This window comes from Kluyvera intermedia, from assembly GCF_021440345.1.
In the GTDB taxonomy this organism is placed as follows: Bacteria; Pseudomonadota; Gammaproteobacteria; order Enterobacterales; family Enterobacteriaceae; genus Kluyvera; species Kluyvera intermedia_A.
In genome coordinates, this window is the sequence record NZ_JAKCNS010000048.1 from 33,000 (window position 1) to 50,393 (window position 17,394).

At 54.2% G+C, this 17,394-nt stretch carries 12 protein-coding genes; 9 read left to right on the top strand and 3 right to left on the bottom strand.

Annotated features, from left to right (window positions below):
- Positions 1-14: 14 nt before the first annotated feature.
- The 9 genes from mutS to LZ634_RS15305 all read left to right on the top strand — a co-directional run bounded on the left by mutS (position 15) and on the right by LZ634_RS15305 (position 14,949).
- Positions 15-2,576 (top strand): DNA mismatch repair protein MutS, encoded by a 2,562-nt coding sequence (gene mutS, locus LZ634_RS15265; protein WP_234506806.1) that lies wholly within the window; start codon positions 15-17, stop codon positions 2,574-2,576.
- A gap of 389 nt (positions 2,577-2,965) precedes the next feature.
- Positions 2,966-5,263, top strand: a complete 2,298-nt coding sequence (gene xdhA / locus LZ634_RS15270) for a xanthine dehydrogenase molybdenum-binding subunit XdhA (RefSeq protein WP_234506808.1) — start codon at positions 2,966-2,968, stop codon at positions 5,261-5,263.
- Between the two features lie 10 nt (positions 5,264-5,273).
- A complete protein-coding gene (gene xdhB, locus LZ634_RS15275; protein WP_234506810.1) occupies positions 5,274-6,152 on the top strand; it encodes a xanthine dehydrogenase FAD-binding subunit XdhB in 879 nt (292 codons plus the stop codon).
- A complete protein-coding gene (gene xdhC / locus LZ634_RS15280) occupies positions 6,149-6,628 on the top strand; it encodes a xanthine dehydrogenase iron sulfur-binding subunit XdhC (RefSeq protein WP_234506812.1) in 480 nt (159 codons plus the stop codon). Before xdhB ends, xdhC begins: the two co-directional genes overlap by 4 nt.
- 365 nt (positions 6,629-6,993) lie before the next feature.
- Positions 6,994-7,773 (top strand): molybdopterin-dependent oxidoreductase FAD-binding subunit, encoded by a 780-nt coding sequence (ygfM, locus tag LZ634_RS15285; protein WP_234506814.1) that lies wholly within the window; start codon positions 6,994-6,996, stop codon positions 7,771-7,773.
- Complete coding sequence (locus tag LZ634_RS15290; protein WP_234506816.1) at positions 7,770-10,640, top strand: molybdopterin-dependent oxidoreductase Mo/Fe-S-binding subunit; 2,871 nt, start codon at positions 7,770-7,772, stop codon at positions 10,638-10,640. The genes ygfM and LZ634_RS15290 overlap by 4 nt, the downstream gene beginning before the upstream one ends.
- A gap of 163 nt (positions 10,641-10,803) precedes the next feature.
- Positions 10,804-12,204 (top strand): nucleobase:cation symporter-2 family protein, encoded by a 1,401-nt coding sequence (locus LZ634_RS15295; protein WP_234506817.1) that lies wholly within the window; start codon positions 10,804-10,806, stop codon positions 12,202-12,204.
- Positions 12,205-12,222: 18 nt separating this feature from the next.
- Positions 12,223-13,539 (top strand): guanine deaminase, encoded by a 1,317-nt coding sequence (guaD, locus tag LZ634_RS15300; protein WP_234506818.1) that lies wholly within the window; start codon positions 12,223-12,225, stop codon positions 13,537-13,539.
- Positions 13,540-13,581: 42 nt separating this feature from the next.
- On the top strand, positions 13,582-14,949 hold the full coding sequence (locus LZ634_RS15305) for an NCS2 family permease (RefSeq protein ID WP_234506820.1): 1,368 nt from the start codon (positions 13,582-13,584) through the stop codon (positions 14,947-14,949).
- Positions 14,950-14,995: 46 nt separating this feature from the next.
- On the opposite strand, the gene LZ634_RS15310 is transcribed toward LZ634_RS15305, so the two are convergent.
- From LZ634_RS15310 to LZ634_RS15320, 3 genes are read right to left on the bottom strand one after another with little or no spacing between them, the layout of a single operon-like run.
- A complete protein-coding gene (locus LZ634_RS15310; RefSeq protein ID WP_234506822.1) occupies positions 14,996-15,232 on the bottom strand; it encodes a non-oxidative hydroxyarylic acid decarboxylases subunit D in 237 nt (78 codons plus the stop codon).
- Positions 15,233-15,242: 10 nt separating this feature from the next.
- Positions 15,243-16,670, bottom strand: coding sequence for a non-oxidative hydroxyarylic acid decarboxylases subunit C (locus LZ634_RS15315; RefSeq protein ID WP_234506824.1), 1,428 nt, complete (start codon positions 16,668-16,670; stop codon positions 15,243-15,245).
- Complete coding sequence (locus LZ634_RS15320; protein WP_234506826.1) at positions 16,670-17,260, bottom strand: non-oxidative hydroxyarylic acid decarboxylases subunit B; 591 nt, start codon at positions 17,258-17,260, stop codon at positions 16,670-16,672. Before LZ634_RS15320 ends, LZ634_RS15315 begins: the two co-directional genes overlap by 1 nt.
- Positions 17,261-17,394: the final 134 nt, after the last annotated feature.

The following is a 17,394-nucleotide window of genomic DNA, read 5'->3' on the forward strand; positions in this document are numbered from 1 at the left end:
GACATCGTAAACGGATGAGTACAATCGACAATCTCGACGCCCACACGCCGATGATGCAGCAGTACCTGAAGCTGAAAGCGCAGCATCCTGAAATTCTGCTGTTTTACCGGATGGGTGACTTTTACGAGCTGTTTTATGACGATGCCAAACGTGCATCGCAGCTGCTGGACATCTCCCTGACCAAACGCGGTGCCTCAGCCGGTGAACCTATCCCGATGGCAGGCATCCCGTATCACGCGGTAGAAAACTACCTTGCCAAGCTGGTAAACCAAGGCGAGTCCGTCGCCATTTGCGAACAAATCGGCGACCCGGCCACCAGCAAAGGGCCGGTTGAACGTAAAGTCGTGCGTATCGTGACGCCCGGCACCATCAGCGATGAAGCGCTGTTGCAGGAGCGTCAGGACAATCTGCTGGCGGCTATCTGGCAGGACAGTAAAGGTTTCGGCTACGCCACGCTGGATATCAGCTCCGGGCGTTTTCGCCTGAGCGAGCCCGCGGACCGCGAAACCATGGCTGCCGAACTGCAGCGCACGAACCCTGCCGAGCTGCTGTATGCCGAAGATTTTGCCGAAACCTCGCTGATTGAAGGACGTCGCGGCCTGCGTCGTCGCCCGCTGTGGGAGTTCGAAATCGACACCGCGCGTCAGCAGCTGAATATGCAGTTCGGCACCCGAGACCTGATTGGTTTTGGCGTTGAAGGCGCACCGCGCGGTCTGTGCGCAGCTGGCTGCCTGTTGCAGTACGTGAAAGATACCCAGCGCACTTCCCTGCCGCACATTCGCTCCATCACCATGGATCGTCAGCAGGACAGCATCATTATGGATGCCGCCACCCGCCGCAATCTGGAGATTACCCAGAACCTGGCCGGTGGGCTGGAAAATACCCTTGCGTCGGTACTCGATTGCACCGTCACGCCAATGGGCAGCCGTATGCTCAAACGCTGGCTGCACATGCCGGTGCGCGATACCAAAGTACTGACCGAGCGCCAGCAAACCATTGGTGCCTTGCAGGATGCCACGGCGGATTTGCAGCCAATACTGCGTCAGGTTGGCGATCTGGAACGTATTCTGGCGCGTTTAGCGCTGCGCACCGCCCGTCCACGCGATCTGGCGCGTATGCGTCATGCCTTCCAGCAGCTGCCGGAACTGCGCGCGCAGCTGGAGAACGTCGACAGCACGCCAGTGCAGGTGCTGCGTGAGAAAATGGGCGAGTTTGCCGAGCTGCGTGAACTGCTGGAGCGCGCAATCATCGATGCGCCGCCAGTGCTGGTGCGCGACGGCGGCGTGATTGCTCCCGGCTATCATGAAGAGCTGGATGAGTGGCGGGCGCTGGCCGACGGCGCGACCGACTATCTCGATCGTCTGGAGATCCGTGAACGCGAGCGTACCGGGCTTGATACCTTAAAAGTGGGCTTTAACGCGGTTCACGGCTACTACATCCAGATTAGCCGTGGCCAGAGCCACATGGCGCCAATCAACTACGTGCGCCGCCAGACGTTGAAAAACGCCGAGCGCTACATTATTCCGGAACTTAAAGAGTACGAAGACAAAGTTCTGACCTCGAAAGGCAAAGCGCTGGCGCTGGAAAAACAGCTGTACGATGAGCTGTTCGACCTGCTGCTGCCACATCTGGCCGATTTACAACAAAGCGCTAGCGCGCTGGCTGAACTGGACGTGCTGATCAACCTGGCAGAACGGGCATATGCGCTGAACTATACCTGCCCAACGTTTAGCGATAAACCCGGTATTCGTATTGTCGAAGGCCGTCATCCGGTGGTCGAACAGGTACTGAACGAGCCGTTTATTGCCAACCCGCTAACGCTATCGCCGCAGCGCCGGATGCTGATCATTACCGGCCCGAACATGGGCGGTAAAAGTACCTATATGCGCCAGACCGCGTTGATTGCGCTGCTAGCCTATATCGGCAGCTACGTGCCAGCGCAAAGCGTAGAAATTGGCCCTATCGACCGGATCTTTACCCGCGTCGGTGCAGCGGATGACCTGGCGTCCGGGCGCTCAACCTTTATGGTGGAGATGACCGAAACCGCCAATATTCTGCACAACGCCACCGAACACAGCCTGGTATTGATGGATGAGATTGGGCGCGGCACATCCACCTACGATGGTCTGTCGCTGGCCTGGTCCTGCGCGGAAAATCTGGCGAATAAGATTAAAGCGCTGACCCTGTTCGCCACCCACTACTTCGAACTGACCCAGTTGCCGGAGAAAATGGAAGGCGTCGCCAACGTGCATCTGGATGCGCTGGAGCACGGCGAGACCATCGCCTTTATGCACAGCGTGCAGGACGGCGCGGCCAGCAAGAGCTACGGTCTGGCGGTTGCGGCGCTGGCCGGCGTGCCAAAAGAGGTGATCAAGCGCGCGCGTCAGAAGCTGCGCGAGCTGGAGAGCCTGTCACCTAATGCAGCGGCGACCCAGGTCGACGGGACGCAAATGTCACTGCTGTCCGTTCAGGAAGAGGTTTCACCCGCTGTTGAAGCGCTGGAGGGTCTGGATCCGGACTCATTAACCCCGCGTCAGGCTCTGGAGTGGATTTATCGTTTGAAGGGCATGGTGTAACAACATCCTGCTCGTAGCCGGGTTACTGCCAGTAACCCGGCAAAACGGTGCTTGTTCACCCGAATCACGGACCTAATGGCGAAATAACGGCGAACAAAGATAAAACCGGCGCCATTTTCTATACCGAATAACAACAGATATCCCACCCCGCAATAATCATTGAAAATCAGTGAGTCAGCCGTCATTAAATTTACCATTATCATAATGAGTTAGAATTTATCAAATTGACACCCTTCTTGAAATATCCACTAACACATTCCGAAGTCAGCAAAAAATATTTTATATAAAGCTCACAATTCTTCACTGCCAAATATCCCATTCCTATTAATGGCGTAATTATTGCCTGTTCATCATATTGACCAGAGGATTCTCATCTTAAGGGGAGTGAAATGGAAGCACGAGATATGACCGTGATTGGCGACAGGTGTATGCGTGTCGATGCCATTGCTAAGGTCACAGGACGCGCGCGCTACACCGATGACTATATGATGGCCGGTATGTGCTACGCAAAGTACGTCCGCAGCCCTATCGCACACGGCTATGCCGACAATATTGATTGTGATGAGGCCAGAAGCCTACCGGGCGTACTGGCTATCTTTACCTGGGAAGATATCCCCGATATTACATTTGCCACAGCGGGCCACGCCTGGATGCTGGATGAAAGCAAACAAGACGTTGCCGATCGCCAACTGCTCACCCGCCATGTCCGCCACCACGGCGACGCCGTGGCTATCGTCGTCGCAAGAGATGAGTTGACGGCGGAAAAAGCAGCGCAGCGAGTCCACGTGGATTGGCAGCCACTGCCGGTTATTACCACCCCTGAAGCGGCCCTCGCCGCGGATGCCGTCAACATTCATCCCGGCGGTAATTTGCTCAAGCAAAGCGAAATGTCCACGGGTGACGTCCAACAGACCATCGATGAGGCTGACTACCAGATACAGGGGCGATATCAAACGCCGGTCATTCAGCATTGCCATATGGAGGGCGTCACCTGCTTTGCCTGGATGGAAGAAAATGCCCGTATCACCATTGTTTCGAGTACGCAGATTCCGCATATCGTCCGCCGCGTCGTGGCGCAATCGCTCGGTATTTCCTGGTCAATGGTTCGCATCATTAAGCCCTTTGTCGGCGGTGGCTTCGGGAATAAACAAGATGTTCTCGAAGAACCCATGGCTGCGTTCCTCACCACCAAACTTGGCGGTATTCCCATCAAAGTCTCCCTGAGCCGTGAGGAGTGTTTTCTGGCATCCCGTACCCGGCATGCCTTTACGCTTGATGGCAAGCTAGGGTTGAACCGTGATGGCACCTTAAAAGGTTTTAGCCTGGATGTTCTATCCAATACCGGGGCCTACGCCTCGCACGGCCACTCCATCGCCTCCGCCGGCGGCAATAAAGTGGCCTATCTCTATCCGCGTAGCGCCTACGCTTATCGGGCTAAGACCTGCTATACCAACCTACCGTCCGCAGGAGCTATGCGCGGATATGGCGCACCGCAGGTCGTCTTTGCCGTTGAGGCGATGCTGGATGACGCGGCGGCGGCATTAGGTCTCGACCCGGTGGATGTGCGTCTGCGCAATGCCGCATGCGAAGGTGATACCAACCCGCTGACCGGGAAAACCATCTATAGCGCCGGGCTGCCCGAGTGCCTGCGAAAAGGCCGTGAGCTGTTCGAATGGGATAAACGACGTGAGGAGAGCCTCAATCAGCAGGGACGTATTCGTCGGGGCGTTGGCGTCGCGTGCTTCAGCTATACCTCCAATACCTGGCCCGTTGGCGTGGAAATCTCCGGCGCTCGTCTGCTGATGAACCAGGATGGATGTATTCATGTACAGACCGGCGCAACCGAATTAGGCCAGGGCGCGGATACCGTATTTTCGCAAATGGTCGCCGAAACCGTCGGCGTCCCCATAAACTACATCCACGTGATTTCAACGCAAGATACCGACGTTACGCCGTTCGATCCCGGCGCATTCGCTTCGCGCCAAAGCTATGTTGCCGCTCCGGCGCTGCGCAAAGCCGCCCAGATGTTGAAAGAAAAAATCATCGACTATGCGGCCGTTATGCTCCACCAATCCGCCATAAATCTGACGCTGAGCAACGGCAATATCATTCTTATCGACGCCCCGCTGACGCCGCTCCTTTCTCTGGCAGACCTGGCGATGGATAGTTTTTATCACCCAGAGCGCGGCGGCCAGCTCTCGGCGGAAAGTTCGGTGAAAACCACCACCAACCCGCCGGCTTATGGCTGCACATTTGTCGATCTGAGCGTTGATATTGACCTGTGTAAAGTCACTATCAACCGCATTCTCAACGTCCATGATTCGGGCCGAATACTCAACCCATTGCTGGCTGAAGGACAGGTTCATGGTGGGATGGGCATGGGTATCGGCTGGGCGTTATTTGAAGAGATGATCATTGACGCTGAAAGCGGCATCGTGCGTAACCCCAATTTGCTGGATTACAAAATGCCGACGATGCCCGATATTCCGGCCCTGGAGAGCGCTTTTGTTGAGACGCTGGAGCCGCAGTCCGCGTACGGGCATAAATCGCTGGGGGAACCGCCCATTATTCCGGTCGCTGCCGCTATCCGTAACGCCGTCCGCATGGCGACAGGCGTTGCCATTAATACGCTGCCGCTGACGCCGAAACGGTTGTTTGAGTCATTCCAGCAGGCCGGTCTGGTTTAAGGATAACACCATGTTTGATATTGCAACTTATCATCGCGCCACCACGATTTCCGAAGCTATCAACCTGCTTTCCAACAACCCGCAGGCTAAATTGCTCGCAGGGGGGACCGATGTGCTGATTCAACTCCATCATCACAACGCCCGCTACCGCCATATTGTCGATATCCATGGGTTGAGCGAACTGCGCGGCATCGCGTTCACCCCGGAAGGAACGTTACGCATTGGCTCAGCCACCACTTTCACCGAACTGATCGAGCATCCGTTAACCCGGCAACACCTCCCTGCCCTGTGCGCTGCCGCGGCATCCATCGCTGGCCCGCAGATTCGTAACGTCGCCACCTACGGCGGCAATATTTGTAATGGTGCCACCAGCGCAGACTCCGCGACGCCAACGCTGATTTACGATGCCTCATTGGAAATCCACTCCCCCGAGGGCATGAGGTTTACCCCAATACAGGGTTTTCATACCGGCCCCGGCAAGGTTGCGCTTGAACAACACGAAATTGTCGCCGCGTTCCATTTTCCGGTGACCTCAGACGCCCACACCGGCAGCGCGCATTTTAAATACGCCATGCGCGATGCGATGGATATCTCGACAATTGGCTGTGCGGCGCGCTGCCGTCTACAGGGCGACTGCATTGATGAATTACGTCTGGCTTTCGGCGTGGCGGCCCCAACGCCTATCCACTGTCAGCACGCCGAGCAAACCGCGCATCATGCGCCTTTAACGCAGATGACGTTGAACGCTATCTGCGAAGCCGTTCTTCAGGACGTTGCACCGCGTTCATCCTGGCGCGCGAGTAAAGAATTTCGTCTACACCTCATCCAGACCATGACCCGAAAGGTCATTAGCGAAGCCGTCATCGCGGCGGGAGGAAAGCTGCTATGAAGCGCACTGACAGAATCGAGCTGGAATGCACCATCAACGGAATGGCTTTTGCAGCCGATATAATTCCGGGCATGCCGTTGGCAGATCTGCTTCGGGAACAGGGTTATCTGAGCGTCAAACAGGGCTGTTGCGTGGGGGAATGCGGAGCCTGCACCGTGCTGATTGACGGTATTGCCGTGGATAGCTGTCTCTATCTGGCCGTCTGGGCCGCGGGGAAACAGATTCGGACGCTGGAAGGCGAATCTCGCGGCGAGCAGCTTTCACCGATTCAACAAGCCTATGCCGAATCGGGCGCCATCCAGTGCGGCTTCTGTACGCCGGGGTTTATCATGGCCACCACGGCAATGCTGGCTAAACCGCATAATTCGCCGCTCACCATTCTTGAAATTCGCCGCGGCCTGGCTGGAAATCTGTGCCGCTGTACCGGCTATCAGACCATTGTGAATACCGTGCGGGCCTGTGAGCAAGAACAGTAATACCGCCAAAGAGACAGGGACGTCTCTTATTCATCATATTCTCAGGAGTCATCCTGCATTTATCATTATCATAATGAGAGATTCCCATCATTAGCGGGAATTCGATAAAAATAATAAAAGACAATACCTCACGTAACCAACAAATAGATCTCCCGCGCAATAAAAGCGATGTATTTCACAAAGTCGATTCAGAATTAGAAGTCACTCACATAATTCTCTTTTTATTCCATCGACCAGTAAGTGTGGTATGGACGTTGCTGCATATATCCCAATTCTAAATACGTTTCGATTTACTCACGGCCAGAAAGGCCGCTACCGATACAGGCTCTCAGTCATTTCTAAAGAGAGGAGCATAAGGACAGTTTATGATCGAACAATTTTTCAGGCCCGATTCTGTCGAACAGGCTCTTGAGCTTAAACGCCGCTATCAGGATGAAGCCACCTGGTTTGCTGGCGGCAGCAAACTCAACGCAACGCCAACGCGTACCAATAAGCGCATTGCTATCTCGCTTCACGATTTAGAACTATCGTGGGTCGATTGGGATAACGGCACATTGCGTATTGGCGCCATGACATCTCTACAGATGCTGCGCGATACCCATTTTATCTCTTCCGCACTTTACGACGCGCTGGGGTTTGTCTATTCCCGACACCTTCGTAATCAATCCACTCTTGGTGGAGAAATCGCCGCTCGCCAGGAAGAGTCCGTATTACTTCCGGTACTCCTGGCGCTGGACACCTTGCTGCTGTTTGGTAATGGCGAAACGCTGGCGCTGGAAGATTATCTGGCCCATCCGGACGACCGTTTGATAACCGAAATCGTGATTAAAGATCCCTATCGTTTCTGCGCGACGCGCAAAATCAGCCGCTCACAAGCGGGGTTAACGGTTGTCACTGCGGCGGTCGCACTCACTGAACATGACGGTGTGCGAATTGCCCTTAATGGCGTCACGCCGCACACGCAGCGCCTGCGCGATATTGAAGCGCAAAGGCTAGAAGGCAGCGCGCTGGAACAGGCCGTCGCTAGCGCAATTTTCCCACAGGCAGATCTGCGCGGCAGTATTGCCTATAAACGCTATATCACCGGCGTTGTCGTGGCAGATCTCTATGCCGACTGCCAGCAAATGGGGGAGGAAATAGCATGATGGTTCATTTTACGCTAAACGGTATCACCCAGGAAATGCGAGTCAACGTGGGTGAAAACGTGCAGAAACTCCTGTTTAAACTCGGCATGCATTCAGTACGTAACAGCGATGACGGTTTTGGATTTGCCGGCTCTGACGCCATTATTTTTAACGGCCATATCGTCAATGCCTCCTTGCTGATTGCCGCACAATTGGAGCAGGCGGTCATTTTAACCGCAGAATCATTGGGCAAATGGAACGAGCCCAGCCTTGTCCAACAGGCGATGATTGATGTTGGCGTCGTTCAGTCTGGCTATAACGATCCCGCGGCGGCACTCATTATTACCGATCTTCTCGATAGAATTGCAGCCCCAACCCGCGAAGAGATCGATGACGCACTTTCCGGTTTGTTCAGTCGGGACGCTGGCTGGCAGCAATATTATCAGGTCATCGAACTCGCTATTGCCCGGAAAGCCAATCCTGACGCCACCTCAACTATCGCCCCGACCTTCCGTCCCGATCTTAACGTGGTCGGTAAACTGCATCCTAAATCAGATGCCGCCATCATGGTGCAGGCCAAACCTTGCTATGTTGAGGATCGCGTAACCGCCAATGCCTGCGTCATCAAAATGTTACGCAGCCCGCACGCACATGCGCTGATTACGCATCTCGACGTCAGCCAGGCGGAGGCCCTGCCTGGCGTTGTTCATATCATTACCCATCGTAACTGCCCGGATATTTACTACACGCCCGGCGGCCAAAGTGCGCCAGAGCCATCGCCGTTAGACCGGCGAATGTTTGGCAAAAAACTGCGCCACGTCGGCGACCGCGTAGCTGCCGTGGTAGCCGAGAGCGAAGAGATTGCGCTGTCCGCACTCGCCCTCATTAATGTTGAGTACCATGTGCTTAAACCCGTCATGTCGATTGACGAAGCGATGGCGGACAATGCGCCGGTAGTGCACGATGAGCCAGTCATTTACGGTGTCGGAGCCCCGGACACACTGGAGGAAGATAATCAGCATGCCACCCAACGCGGCGAGCATATGATCGTTAATTTCCCCATTGGTTCGCGCCCGCGTAAGAATATCGCCGCCAGCATCCACGGCCATATCGGCGATATGGAAAAAGGCTTTGCCGATGCCGACGTCATTATTGAACGAACCTATCGTTCAACTCAGGCGCAGCAGTGTCCGGCAGAACCTCACGTGTGCTTTACGCGAATGGATGGCGATCGCTTAGTCATTCACGCGTCTACCCAGGTTCCGTGGCACGTTCGTCGCCAGGTCGCACGCCTTGTCGGCATGAAGCAGCATAAGGTTCACGTTATCAAGGAACGTGTTGGTGGCGGCTTCGGTTCAAAACAGGACATTTTGTTAGAAGAGGTTTGCGCCTGGGCGACCTGCGTGACGGGGCGTCCGGTCTATTTCCGCTATACCCGTGAGGAAGAGTTTATTGCCAATACCTCGCGCCACGTCGCCAAGGTGACGGTTAAACTCGGGGCGAAAAAAGATGGTCGGCTGACCGCCGTAAAAATGGATTTCTGCGCCAACACCGGGCCTTACGGTAATCATGCGCTGACCGTTCCCTGCAATGGCCCTGCGCTGTCGCTGCCGCTGTATCCCTGTGATAACGTCGATTTTCAGGTAACGACCTACTACAGCAATATTTGCCCGACCGGCGCTTATCAAGGCTATGGCGCCCCAAAAGGCAATTTCGCCATGACGATGGCTTTAGCGGAGCTGGCAGAACAGCTGCAAATCGATCAACTGGAAATCATCGAACGCAATCGCGTGCATGAAGGCCAGGAGCTCAAAATCCTTGGCGCAATCGGTGAAGGTAAAGCCCCAACGTCGGTGCCTTCTGCCGCCAGCTGCGCGCTTGAGGAGATCCTGCGCCAGGGCCGGGAGATGATCCAGTGGTCATCGCCAAAATCACACCACGGCGATTGGCGCATCGGCCGCGGGGTGGCGATTATTATGCAGAAATCAGGCATTCCGGATATCGACCAGGCGAACTGCTTAATCAAGCTGGAGTCTGACGGGACCTTTATCGTGCAGTCCGGCGGCGCGGATATCGGCACCGGGCTGGATACGGTTGTCGCCAAGCTGACCGCCGAAGTGCTGCATTGCCCGCTGTCTGACGTCCAGGTCATTTCCGGTGATACGGATAGCGCACTGTTTGATAAAGGCGCTTATGCCTCTTCAGGAACCTGTTTCTCTGGCAACGCGGCGCGCAAAGCGGCGGAAAATCTGCGTGATAAAATCCTGTTCCATGGCGCTGAAATGCTCAATGAACCGTTAGCCGACGTCATCATTGCGACACCGGGTGTCGTTCGCGGTAAGAGCGGTGAAGTGAGCTTTGGTGATATTGCTCATCTGGGGGAAACCGGTACGGGCTTCGGCGCTCTGTCTGCCACAGCCTGCTACATCACGCCTGACTTCGCCTTCCCCTATGGCGCAAACTTTGTCGAACTCGGAGTGAATACCCGTACCGGGGAAATTCGCCTTGATAAGTTTTATGCCTTACTCGACTGCGGCACCCCAGTTAACCCGGAACTGGCGCTGGGGCAAATCTACGGCGCCACCATGCGCGCCATCGGCCACAGCCTGAGTGAAGAGATTATCTATGATGCCCACGGCCATCCCCTCACCCGCGACCTGCGGACCTACGGCGCACCGAAAATCGGCGATATTCCACGTGATTTCCGTGCGGTACTGGTACCCAGCGATGATAAGGTCGGCCCCTTCGGCGCGAAATCAATTTCCGAAATTGGCGTTAACGGCGCGGCACCGGCTATCGCCACCGCAATTCACGATGCCTGCGGCGTTTGGTTGCGCGAGTGGCACTTCAGTGCAGAAAAAATACTGCGTGCTTTAGGAAATATATAACGACAGCGGGCCGTTTCGACGGCCCGTTTACACCCCACCGGTTTAGCAGGATGACGTGTATAGCGAATTGAGATAACGCATTCTCAGGGTCTTCTACGCCCAAAATTCGCCAATGCTTTCCTCAAAATCAGATGATCAAATTTGCTTTAGAAGGAGTGAAGGGATGTCTGATATAACTCGCACGAATGCCGACCTGATATATGAACTGGAGGATAAGCCACCATTTTACCAGGCTATTATTGGCGCAATTACGCATTTATTAGCGATATTTGTGCCGATGGTAACACCAGCCTTAATCGTTAGCGCGGCATTACAACTCTCTACCGAGACGACGGCGTATCTGGTCTCAATGGCGATGATAGCCTCGGGTGTCGGTACCTGGCTCCAGGTAAACCGATACGGAATCGTGGGCTCCGGTCTGCTATCAATTCAGTCGGTTAATTTTTCTTTCGTGACCGTGATGATTGCACTGGGTAGCAGCATGAAGAGCGACGGTTTTCATGAAGAACTTATCATGTCGTCACTGCTCGGAATTTCGTTTGTGGGCGCATTTTTGGTCGTCGGCGCTTCATTTATTCTGCCCTATTTACGCCGGGTCATTACGCCTACCGTCAGCGGCATTGTGGTTCTGATGATTGGCCTGAGCTTAATCAAAGTCGGCATTATTGATTTTGGCGGCGGTTTTGCGGCTAAAAGCAGCGGTACCTTCGGCAGCTATCAGCATATTGGCGTGGGCCTGCTGGTCTTAATTGTGGTTATTGCCTTCAACTGTTGCCGTAGCCCTCTGTTACGAATGGGCGGTATCGCGATTGGGTTATTTGTTGGCTATATCGTTTCATTATGTCTGGGTATGGTCGACTTCAGCGGTTTGAAAAACTTACCGCTCATCACCATTCCTGTACCGTTCAAATACGGTTTTCATTTCAGCTTTCATCATTTTCTGGTCGTCGGCACCATTTATTTACTCAGCGTGCTGGAAGCCGTCGGGGATATTACGGCTACCGCCATGGTCTCTAACCGCCCGATTCAGGGGGAAGAATATCAGTCGCGCCTGAAAGGCGGTGTGCTGGCCGATGGTATCGTTTCGGTCATTGCTTCAGCCGTTGGCTCATTACCCCTCACCACTTTTGCCCAAAACAATGGCGTCATTCAAATGACCGGCGTGGCCTCCCGCCATATCGGCCGGGTCATTGCCGTTATGCTGGTCATTCTTGGTCTATTCCCAGCCATCGGCGGTTTCTTCACCACTATTCCATCGGCTGTTCTGGGCGGTGCCATGACGCTAATGTTCTCGATGATCGCTATAGCGGGAATCCGCATCATTATTACCAACGGTTTAAAACGTCGCGATACCTTAATCGTTGCCACCTCCTTAGGTTTGGGACTCGGCGTATCCTACGACCCAGAGATATTCAAAATATTACCGGCCTCAATTTATGTACTGGTTGAAAATCCGATTTGTGCAGGGGGATTGACCGCCATCGTGCTGAATTTAATTTTGCCCGGCGGCTATCGGCCTGAGGAAATATTGCCCGCCGTCTCATCCGCGAAGGATACGAATTAAATAATAAAGGAATGCATCATGTCTGAAGATAATAAGATTAAAGCGGTTCGTGGAAGCTTTATTGATATCACGCGCACCATTACGCATCCGGAAGAGATCGAGTCAGCGCTGCGCTTTATTGAAGACGGCTTATTGTTAATCCGCAACGGTAAGGTTGAATGGTTTGGTGAGTGGAAAGAGGGAAAACACCTGATCCCAGAAACCATCCGCATTCGTGATTATCGCGGCAAACTGGTGGTGCCAGGGTTTGTTGATACGCATATCCACTACCCACAAAGCGAGATGGTGGGCGCCTACGGCGAGCAATTACTGGAATGGCTCAATAAGCACACCTTCCCAACTGAACGACGCTATCAGGATCTCGACTACGCTCGGGAGATGTCGACCTTTTTCTTGAAGCAGCTTCTGCGTAACGGCACCACGACAGCATTGGTCTTTGGTACCGTGCACCCACAATCGGTCGATGCCCTGTTCGAAGCGGCAAGCCATATTAATATGCGCATGATCGCCGGTAAGGTGATGATGGATCGCAACGCCCCTGAATATCTCCTTGATGATGCGCAAAGCAGCTATCAGCAAAGCAAAGAGCTGATCGAGCGCTGGCATAAAAATGGCCGACTGCTATATGCCATCACCCCTCGATTCGCCCCAACGTCATCACCTGAACAACTGGCAATGGCGCAGCGGCTGCGCGAAGAATATCCCGACACCTGGGTACACACTCACCTTTGCGAAAATAAGGACGAAATCGCATGGGTCAAAGAACTTTACCCTAATCACGATGGCTATCTCGATGTCTATCACCAGTTCGGTTTGACCGGTAAAAATTGCGTCTTTGCCCACTGCGTGCATCTTGAAGAAAAAGAGTGGGATCGTCTGAGCGAAACGCATTCCAGCATCGCTTTTTGCCCAACCTCCAACCTGTATCTCGGCAGCGGGTTGTTTAACCTGCAAAAAGCATGGCACAAAAAAGTTAACGTTGGCATGGGCACCGATATTGGCGCCGGCACGACATTCAACATGCTGCAAACCCTGAATGAAGCCTACAAAGTAGTGCAGCTCCAGGGCTATCGGCTTTCCGCATTCGAAGCCTTTTATCTCGCCACGCTAGGCGGTGCGAAGGCCTTGGGGCTGGATAATTTGATTGGCAATTTCAATCTGGGTAAAGAAGCCGATTTCGTGGTGCTCGAACCTACCGCTACGCCATTGCAGCAACTTCGCTATGACAACTCCATTTCTCTGGCTGACAAGCTGTTCGTGATGATGACGCTGGGGGATGACCGCTCTATCTACCGTACCTATATCGATGGCCGGTTGGTATATGAACGTAGCTAATTCATTTTAAACACAAAACTCACACTCTTTGAGGGCACCATTATGTCTGGAGAAATGCAACAAACTCCCGCTTCCTCATCCTTGCACGGTGCGTTAGATAACTATTTCCACATCTCAGCGCGCGGCAGCAGCGTTCGCCGGGAGATCCTCGCCGGGCTCACTACGTTTTTAGCCATGGTGTATTCGGTTATTGTGGTACCGGGAATGTTAGGCAAAGCCGGTTTCCCACCCGGGGCGGTATTCGTCGCCACCTGTCTGGTCGCGGGCTTCGGCTCGTTACTGATGGGGCTGTGGGCAAATCTGCCGATGGCTATCGGCTGCGCCATTTCGCTGACTGCATTTACCGCTTTTAGTCTGGTTCTCGGGCAGCATATCAGCGTGCCTGTCGCTCTGGGCGCTGTTTTCCTGATGGGGGTCATCTTCACGGCCATTTCCGTTACCGGCATACGCACCTGGATTCTGCGTAACCTGCCAATGGGTATTGCGCATGGCACCGGGATTGGCATTGGGCTATTTCTGCTGCTGATCGCGGCAAACGGCGTGGGAATGGTGATTAAAAACCCGCTGGAAGGCCTGCCTGTTGCCCTCGGTGCCTTTGATTCCTTTCCCGTCATCATGAGCTTACTCGGCCTAGCCGTCATTTTTGGCCTGGAAAAGTGTCGGGTTCCCGGTGGGATCCTGCTGGTCATTATCGTTATCTCGATTATCGGCCTCATTTTTGACCCTGAAGTGCAATACCATGGTCTGGTCGCGATACCCAGCCTCAGCGGGCCAGACGGTAAATCATTGATCTTTAGCCTGGATATTATGGGGGCGCTCAAGCCTACGGTATTACCCAGCGTATTGGCTCTGGTGATGACGGCGGTCTTTGACGCAACCGGCACCATTCGTGCCGTTGCGGGCCAGGCGAACCTTCTGGATAAAGACAACCAGATAATCAATGGCGGTAAAGCACTGACCAGTGACTCCATCAGTTCCGTCTTCTCGGGCCTGGTCGGCGCGGCACCTGCGGCCGTTTATATTGAATCGGCCGCAGGGACCGCAGCAGGCGGAAAAACCGGCCTGACCGCCGCCGTGGTCGGCTGCCTGTTCCTGGTTATTCTCTTCCTATCACCGCTCTCATTCCTGATCCCCGGCTATGCCACTGCACCTGCATTGATGTACGTCGGCCTATTGATGCTGAGCAACGTATCAAAACTTGATTTCAATGATTTCATCGATGCGATGTCGGGGTTGGTTTGCGCAGTCTTTATCGTTCTGACCTGTAATATTGTTACCGGCATCATGCTCGGTTTTGTCACCCTGGTCATTGGTCGGCTGGCGGCGCGTGAGTGGCAAAAACTCAATATTGGCACGGTGATTATCGCGGTTGCTCTGGTGGCATTCTACGCGGGAGGGTGGGCAATCTAGCGTCTATTCCACTCCACGCTTTATGGCGTGGAGTGGATGGAGTCGGTTAGCGCTTATCCAGCGCCAGCAGCGGCGGAATACTCGGTACCATCGGCGCATCATCAATATCTTTTTGCGTCATACGGAAGGCCTCCGGATAGTGCTCGCGGCTGGTACGGCGTAGCGGTTCAGTATCGCGCCAGGTGTACAGGCAATGCTGACACTGATAGACGGTCCAGATATCTTTTACGGGCGATTTCGCCATCACTTCAATATGTTCATCGGCGCAACGTGGACAAATCATCTTTTCCTCCTTACTTACGGTTAGCCAACATAGCGGTCAGTTTTTCAGCCCAGGCTTTGGTTTCAGGCAGGTCCTGTACCGGCTGGCTGTAGTGGCCACGATTGTCCGGCGCAACCGGCGTGGTCGCATCGATAATCATTTTATCGGTGATCCCCGCCGGGCTTGAGCCAGGGTCGAGTTCCAGCACCGACATGTTCGGCAACTGGACCAAATCGCCCGCTGGGTTAACCTTCGACGACAGCGCCCACATCACCTGCGGCAGGTTGAACGGGTCAACGTCTTCATCAACCATAATCACCATTTTCACGTAGCCCAGGCCGTGCGGCGTGGTCATGGCGCGCAGCCCTACCGCGCGAGCAAAACCACCGTAGCGTTTTTTGGTCGAGATAATCGCCAGCAGGCCGTGGGTATACATCGCATTGACCGCCTGCACTTCCGGGAATTCCGCCTTCAGCTGTTGATACAGCGGCACGCAGGTGGCCGGGCCCATCAGATAATCAATTTCGGTCCACGGCATGCCAAGGTAGAGAGATTCAAAAATGGGTTTGGTGCGGTAAGAAACTTTATCGATGCGCACCACCGTCATATTACGGCCGCCGGAATAGTGCCCGGTGAATTCGCCGAATGGCCCTTCAATCTCACGCTTACGGCTTTCAATCACCCCTTCGAGGATCACTTCAGAGCCCCACGGCACATCAAAACCGGTCAGCGGCGCGGTAGCGATTGGGTATGGGCTTTCGCGCAGCGCACCGGCCATCTCATATTCTGATTGGTCATATTTCAGCGGGGTAGCGCCCATCAGGGTGATGATAGGGTCGTTACCAAGGGTAATCGCGATCGGCAGATCTTCCCCACGCTCTTCGGCTTTATGCAGATGCAGCGCGATATCGTGCATCGGGATAGGCTGTAGACCGAGCTTACGCTTGCCCTTCACTTCCATTCGGTAGATACCGACGTTTTGCTTACCGAAGTTATCAGGATCAAGCGGATCGCGTGAGACCACACAGGCTTTATCGAGATAAAAACCGCCATCGCCGTCGTTCAGACGAAACAGCGGCAAAATATCGAACAGGTTAATCTCTTCACCATCGACGGTATTTTCAGCCCAGGCGGGATTCGCACGGCGTTCAGGTGCCACGGGAAATTTATCCCAGCGACGGATAAATTCATCAATCTGCTTTCTGACTGGCGTATTGATCGGCAGCCCCATGGATATTGCATGGTTTTGCCACGAGCCGATCGTATTTAGCGCCACGCGCGCATCGGTAAAGCCGCGAATATTATCAAACCACAGCGCTGGCGCACCGTCGCCAATACGGCCCGTCGCATTGGCAGCAGCTGCCAGATCCGGCTCGGCGTTTACCTCTTCACTGATTTTAAGCAGCTGCCCCTGCTCTTCCAGCGCCTGCAAAAAACTGCGTAAATCATCAAAAGCCATTATGCATTCTCCTGTGAATATTTATCAGCCCGTAACCCGCCCCAGCGGCGTGCTTGACGGTGTTCAAGGCCAAACTGATCCAGCACCCGCGTCACGACATGATGGGTAACATCATCAATGGTTTGCGGATGGTTGTAGTACGCTGGCATAGGCGGCACCATCGCCACGCCCATGCGCGACAGCGCCAGCATATTTTCCAGGTGAATGGTGCTGAGCGGCATTTCACGCGGCACCAACACCAGCTTGCGTCCCTCTTTGAGCACCACATCGGCGGCGCGCCCAACCAGCCCATCGGCATAACCTGCGCGGATCCCCGCCAGCGTTTTCATACTGCAAGGGATGACAATCATGCCGTCGGTACGAAAAGAGCCTGATGAGATAACGGCGGCCTGATCGGCGGGACTGTGGGAGAAATCGGCCAGCTCGGTGACTTCCCGTACGCTATACGGGGTCTCAAGCTCAATCGTCGTTTTGGCCCATTTCGACATCACCAGATGAGTCTCCACATCGGGCATGTCGCGTAGCGCCTGTAATAACGCAACGCCGAGCGGCGCACCGGTCGCGCCAGTCATTCCAACAATCAATCTCATTTTGGCCTCAATATTTGTTCGTGTACGAACATTTGTTCTGAAACTACGCCTGAACACGCCTGCTGGCAATATTGTTCGTACACGATCGCACTTAAAGCTTAAAGATGAAGGATGATAAAAGCCGCCAGGAGCGG

What these genes read in the sequence shown, in the direction of transcription:
- ygfM (WP_234506814.1), top strand. Translation starts at nt 6,994, where the DNA reads ATGATCGAACAATTTTTCAGGCCCGATTCTGTCGAACAGGCTCTTGAG.
- xdhB (WP_234506810.1), top strand. Translation starts at nt 5,274, where the DNA reads ATGTTTGATATTGCAACTTATCATCGCGCCACCACGATTTCCGAAGCT.
- mutS (WP_234506806.1), top strand. Translation starts at nt 15, where the DNA reads ATGAGTACAATCGACAATCTCGACGCCCACACGCCGATGATGCAGCAG.
- xdhC (WP_234506812.1), top strand. Translation starts at nt 6,149, where the DNA reads ATGAAGCGCACTGACAGAATCGAGCTGGAATGCACCATCAACGGAATG.
- LZ634_RS15320 (WP_234506826.1), bottom strand. Translation starts at nt 17,260, where the DNA reads ATGAGATTGATTGTTGGAATGACTGGCGCGACCGGTGCGCCGCTCGGC.
- guaD (WP_234506818.1), top strand. Translation starts at nt 12,223, where the DNA reads ATGTCTGAAGATAATAAGATTAAAGCGGTTCGTGGAAGCTTTATTGAT.
- xdhA (WP_234506808.1), top strand. Translation starts at nt 2,966, where the DNA reads ATGGAAGCACGAGATATGACCGTGATTGGCGACAGGTGTATGCGTGTC.
- LZ634_RS15290 (WP_234506816.1), top strand. Translation starts at nt 7,770, where the DNA reads ATGATGGTTCATTTTACGCTAAACGGTATCACCCAGGAAATGCGAGTC.
- LZ634_RS15315 (WP_234506824.1), bottom strand. Translation starts at nt 16,670, where the DNA reads ATGGCTTTTGATGATTTACGCAGTTTTTTGCAGGCGCTGGAAGAGCAG.
- LZ634_RS15295 (WP_234506817.1), top strand. Translation starts at nt 10,804, where the DNA reads ATGTCTGATATAACTCGCACGAATGCCGACCTGATATATGAACTGGAG.
- LZ634_RS15310 (WP_234506822.1), bottom strand. Translation starts at nt 15,232, where the DNA reads ATGATTTGTCCACGTTGCGCCGATGAACATATTGAAGTGATGGCGAAA.
- LZ634_RS15305 (WP_234506820.1), top strand. Translation starts at nt 13,582, where the DNA reads ATGTCTGGAGAAATGCAACAAACTCCCGCTTCCTCATCCTTGCACGGT.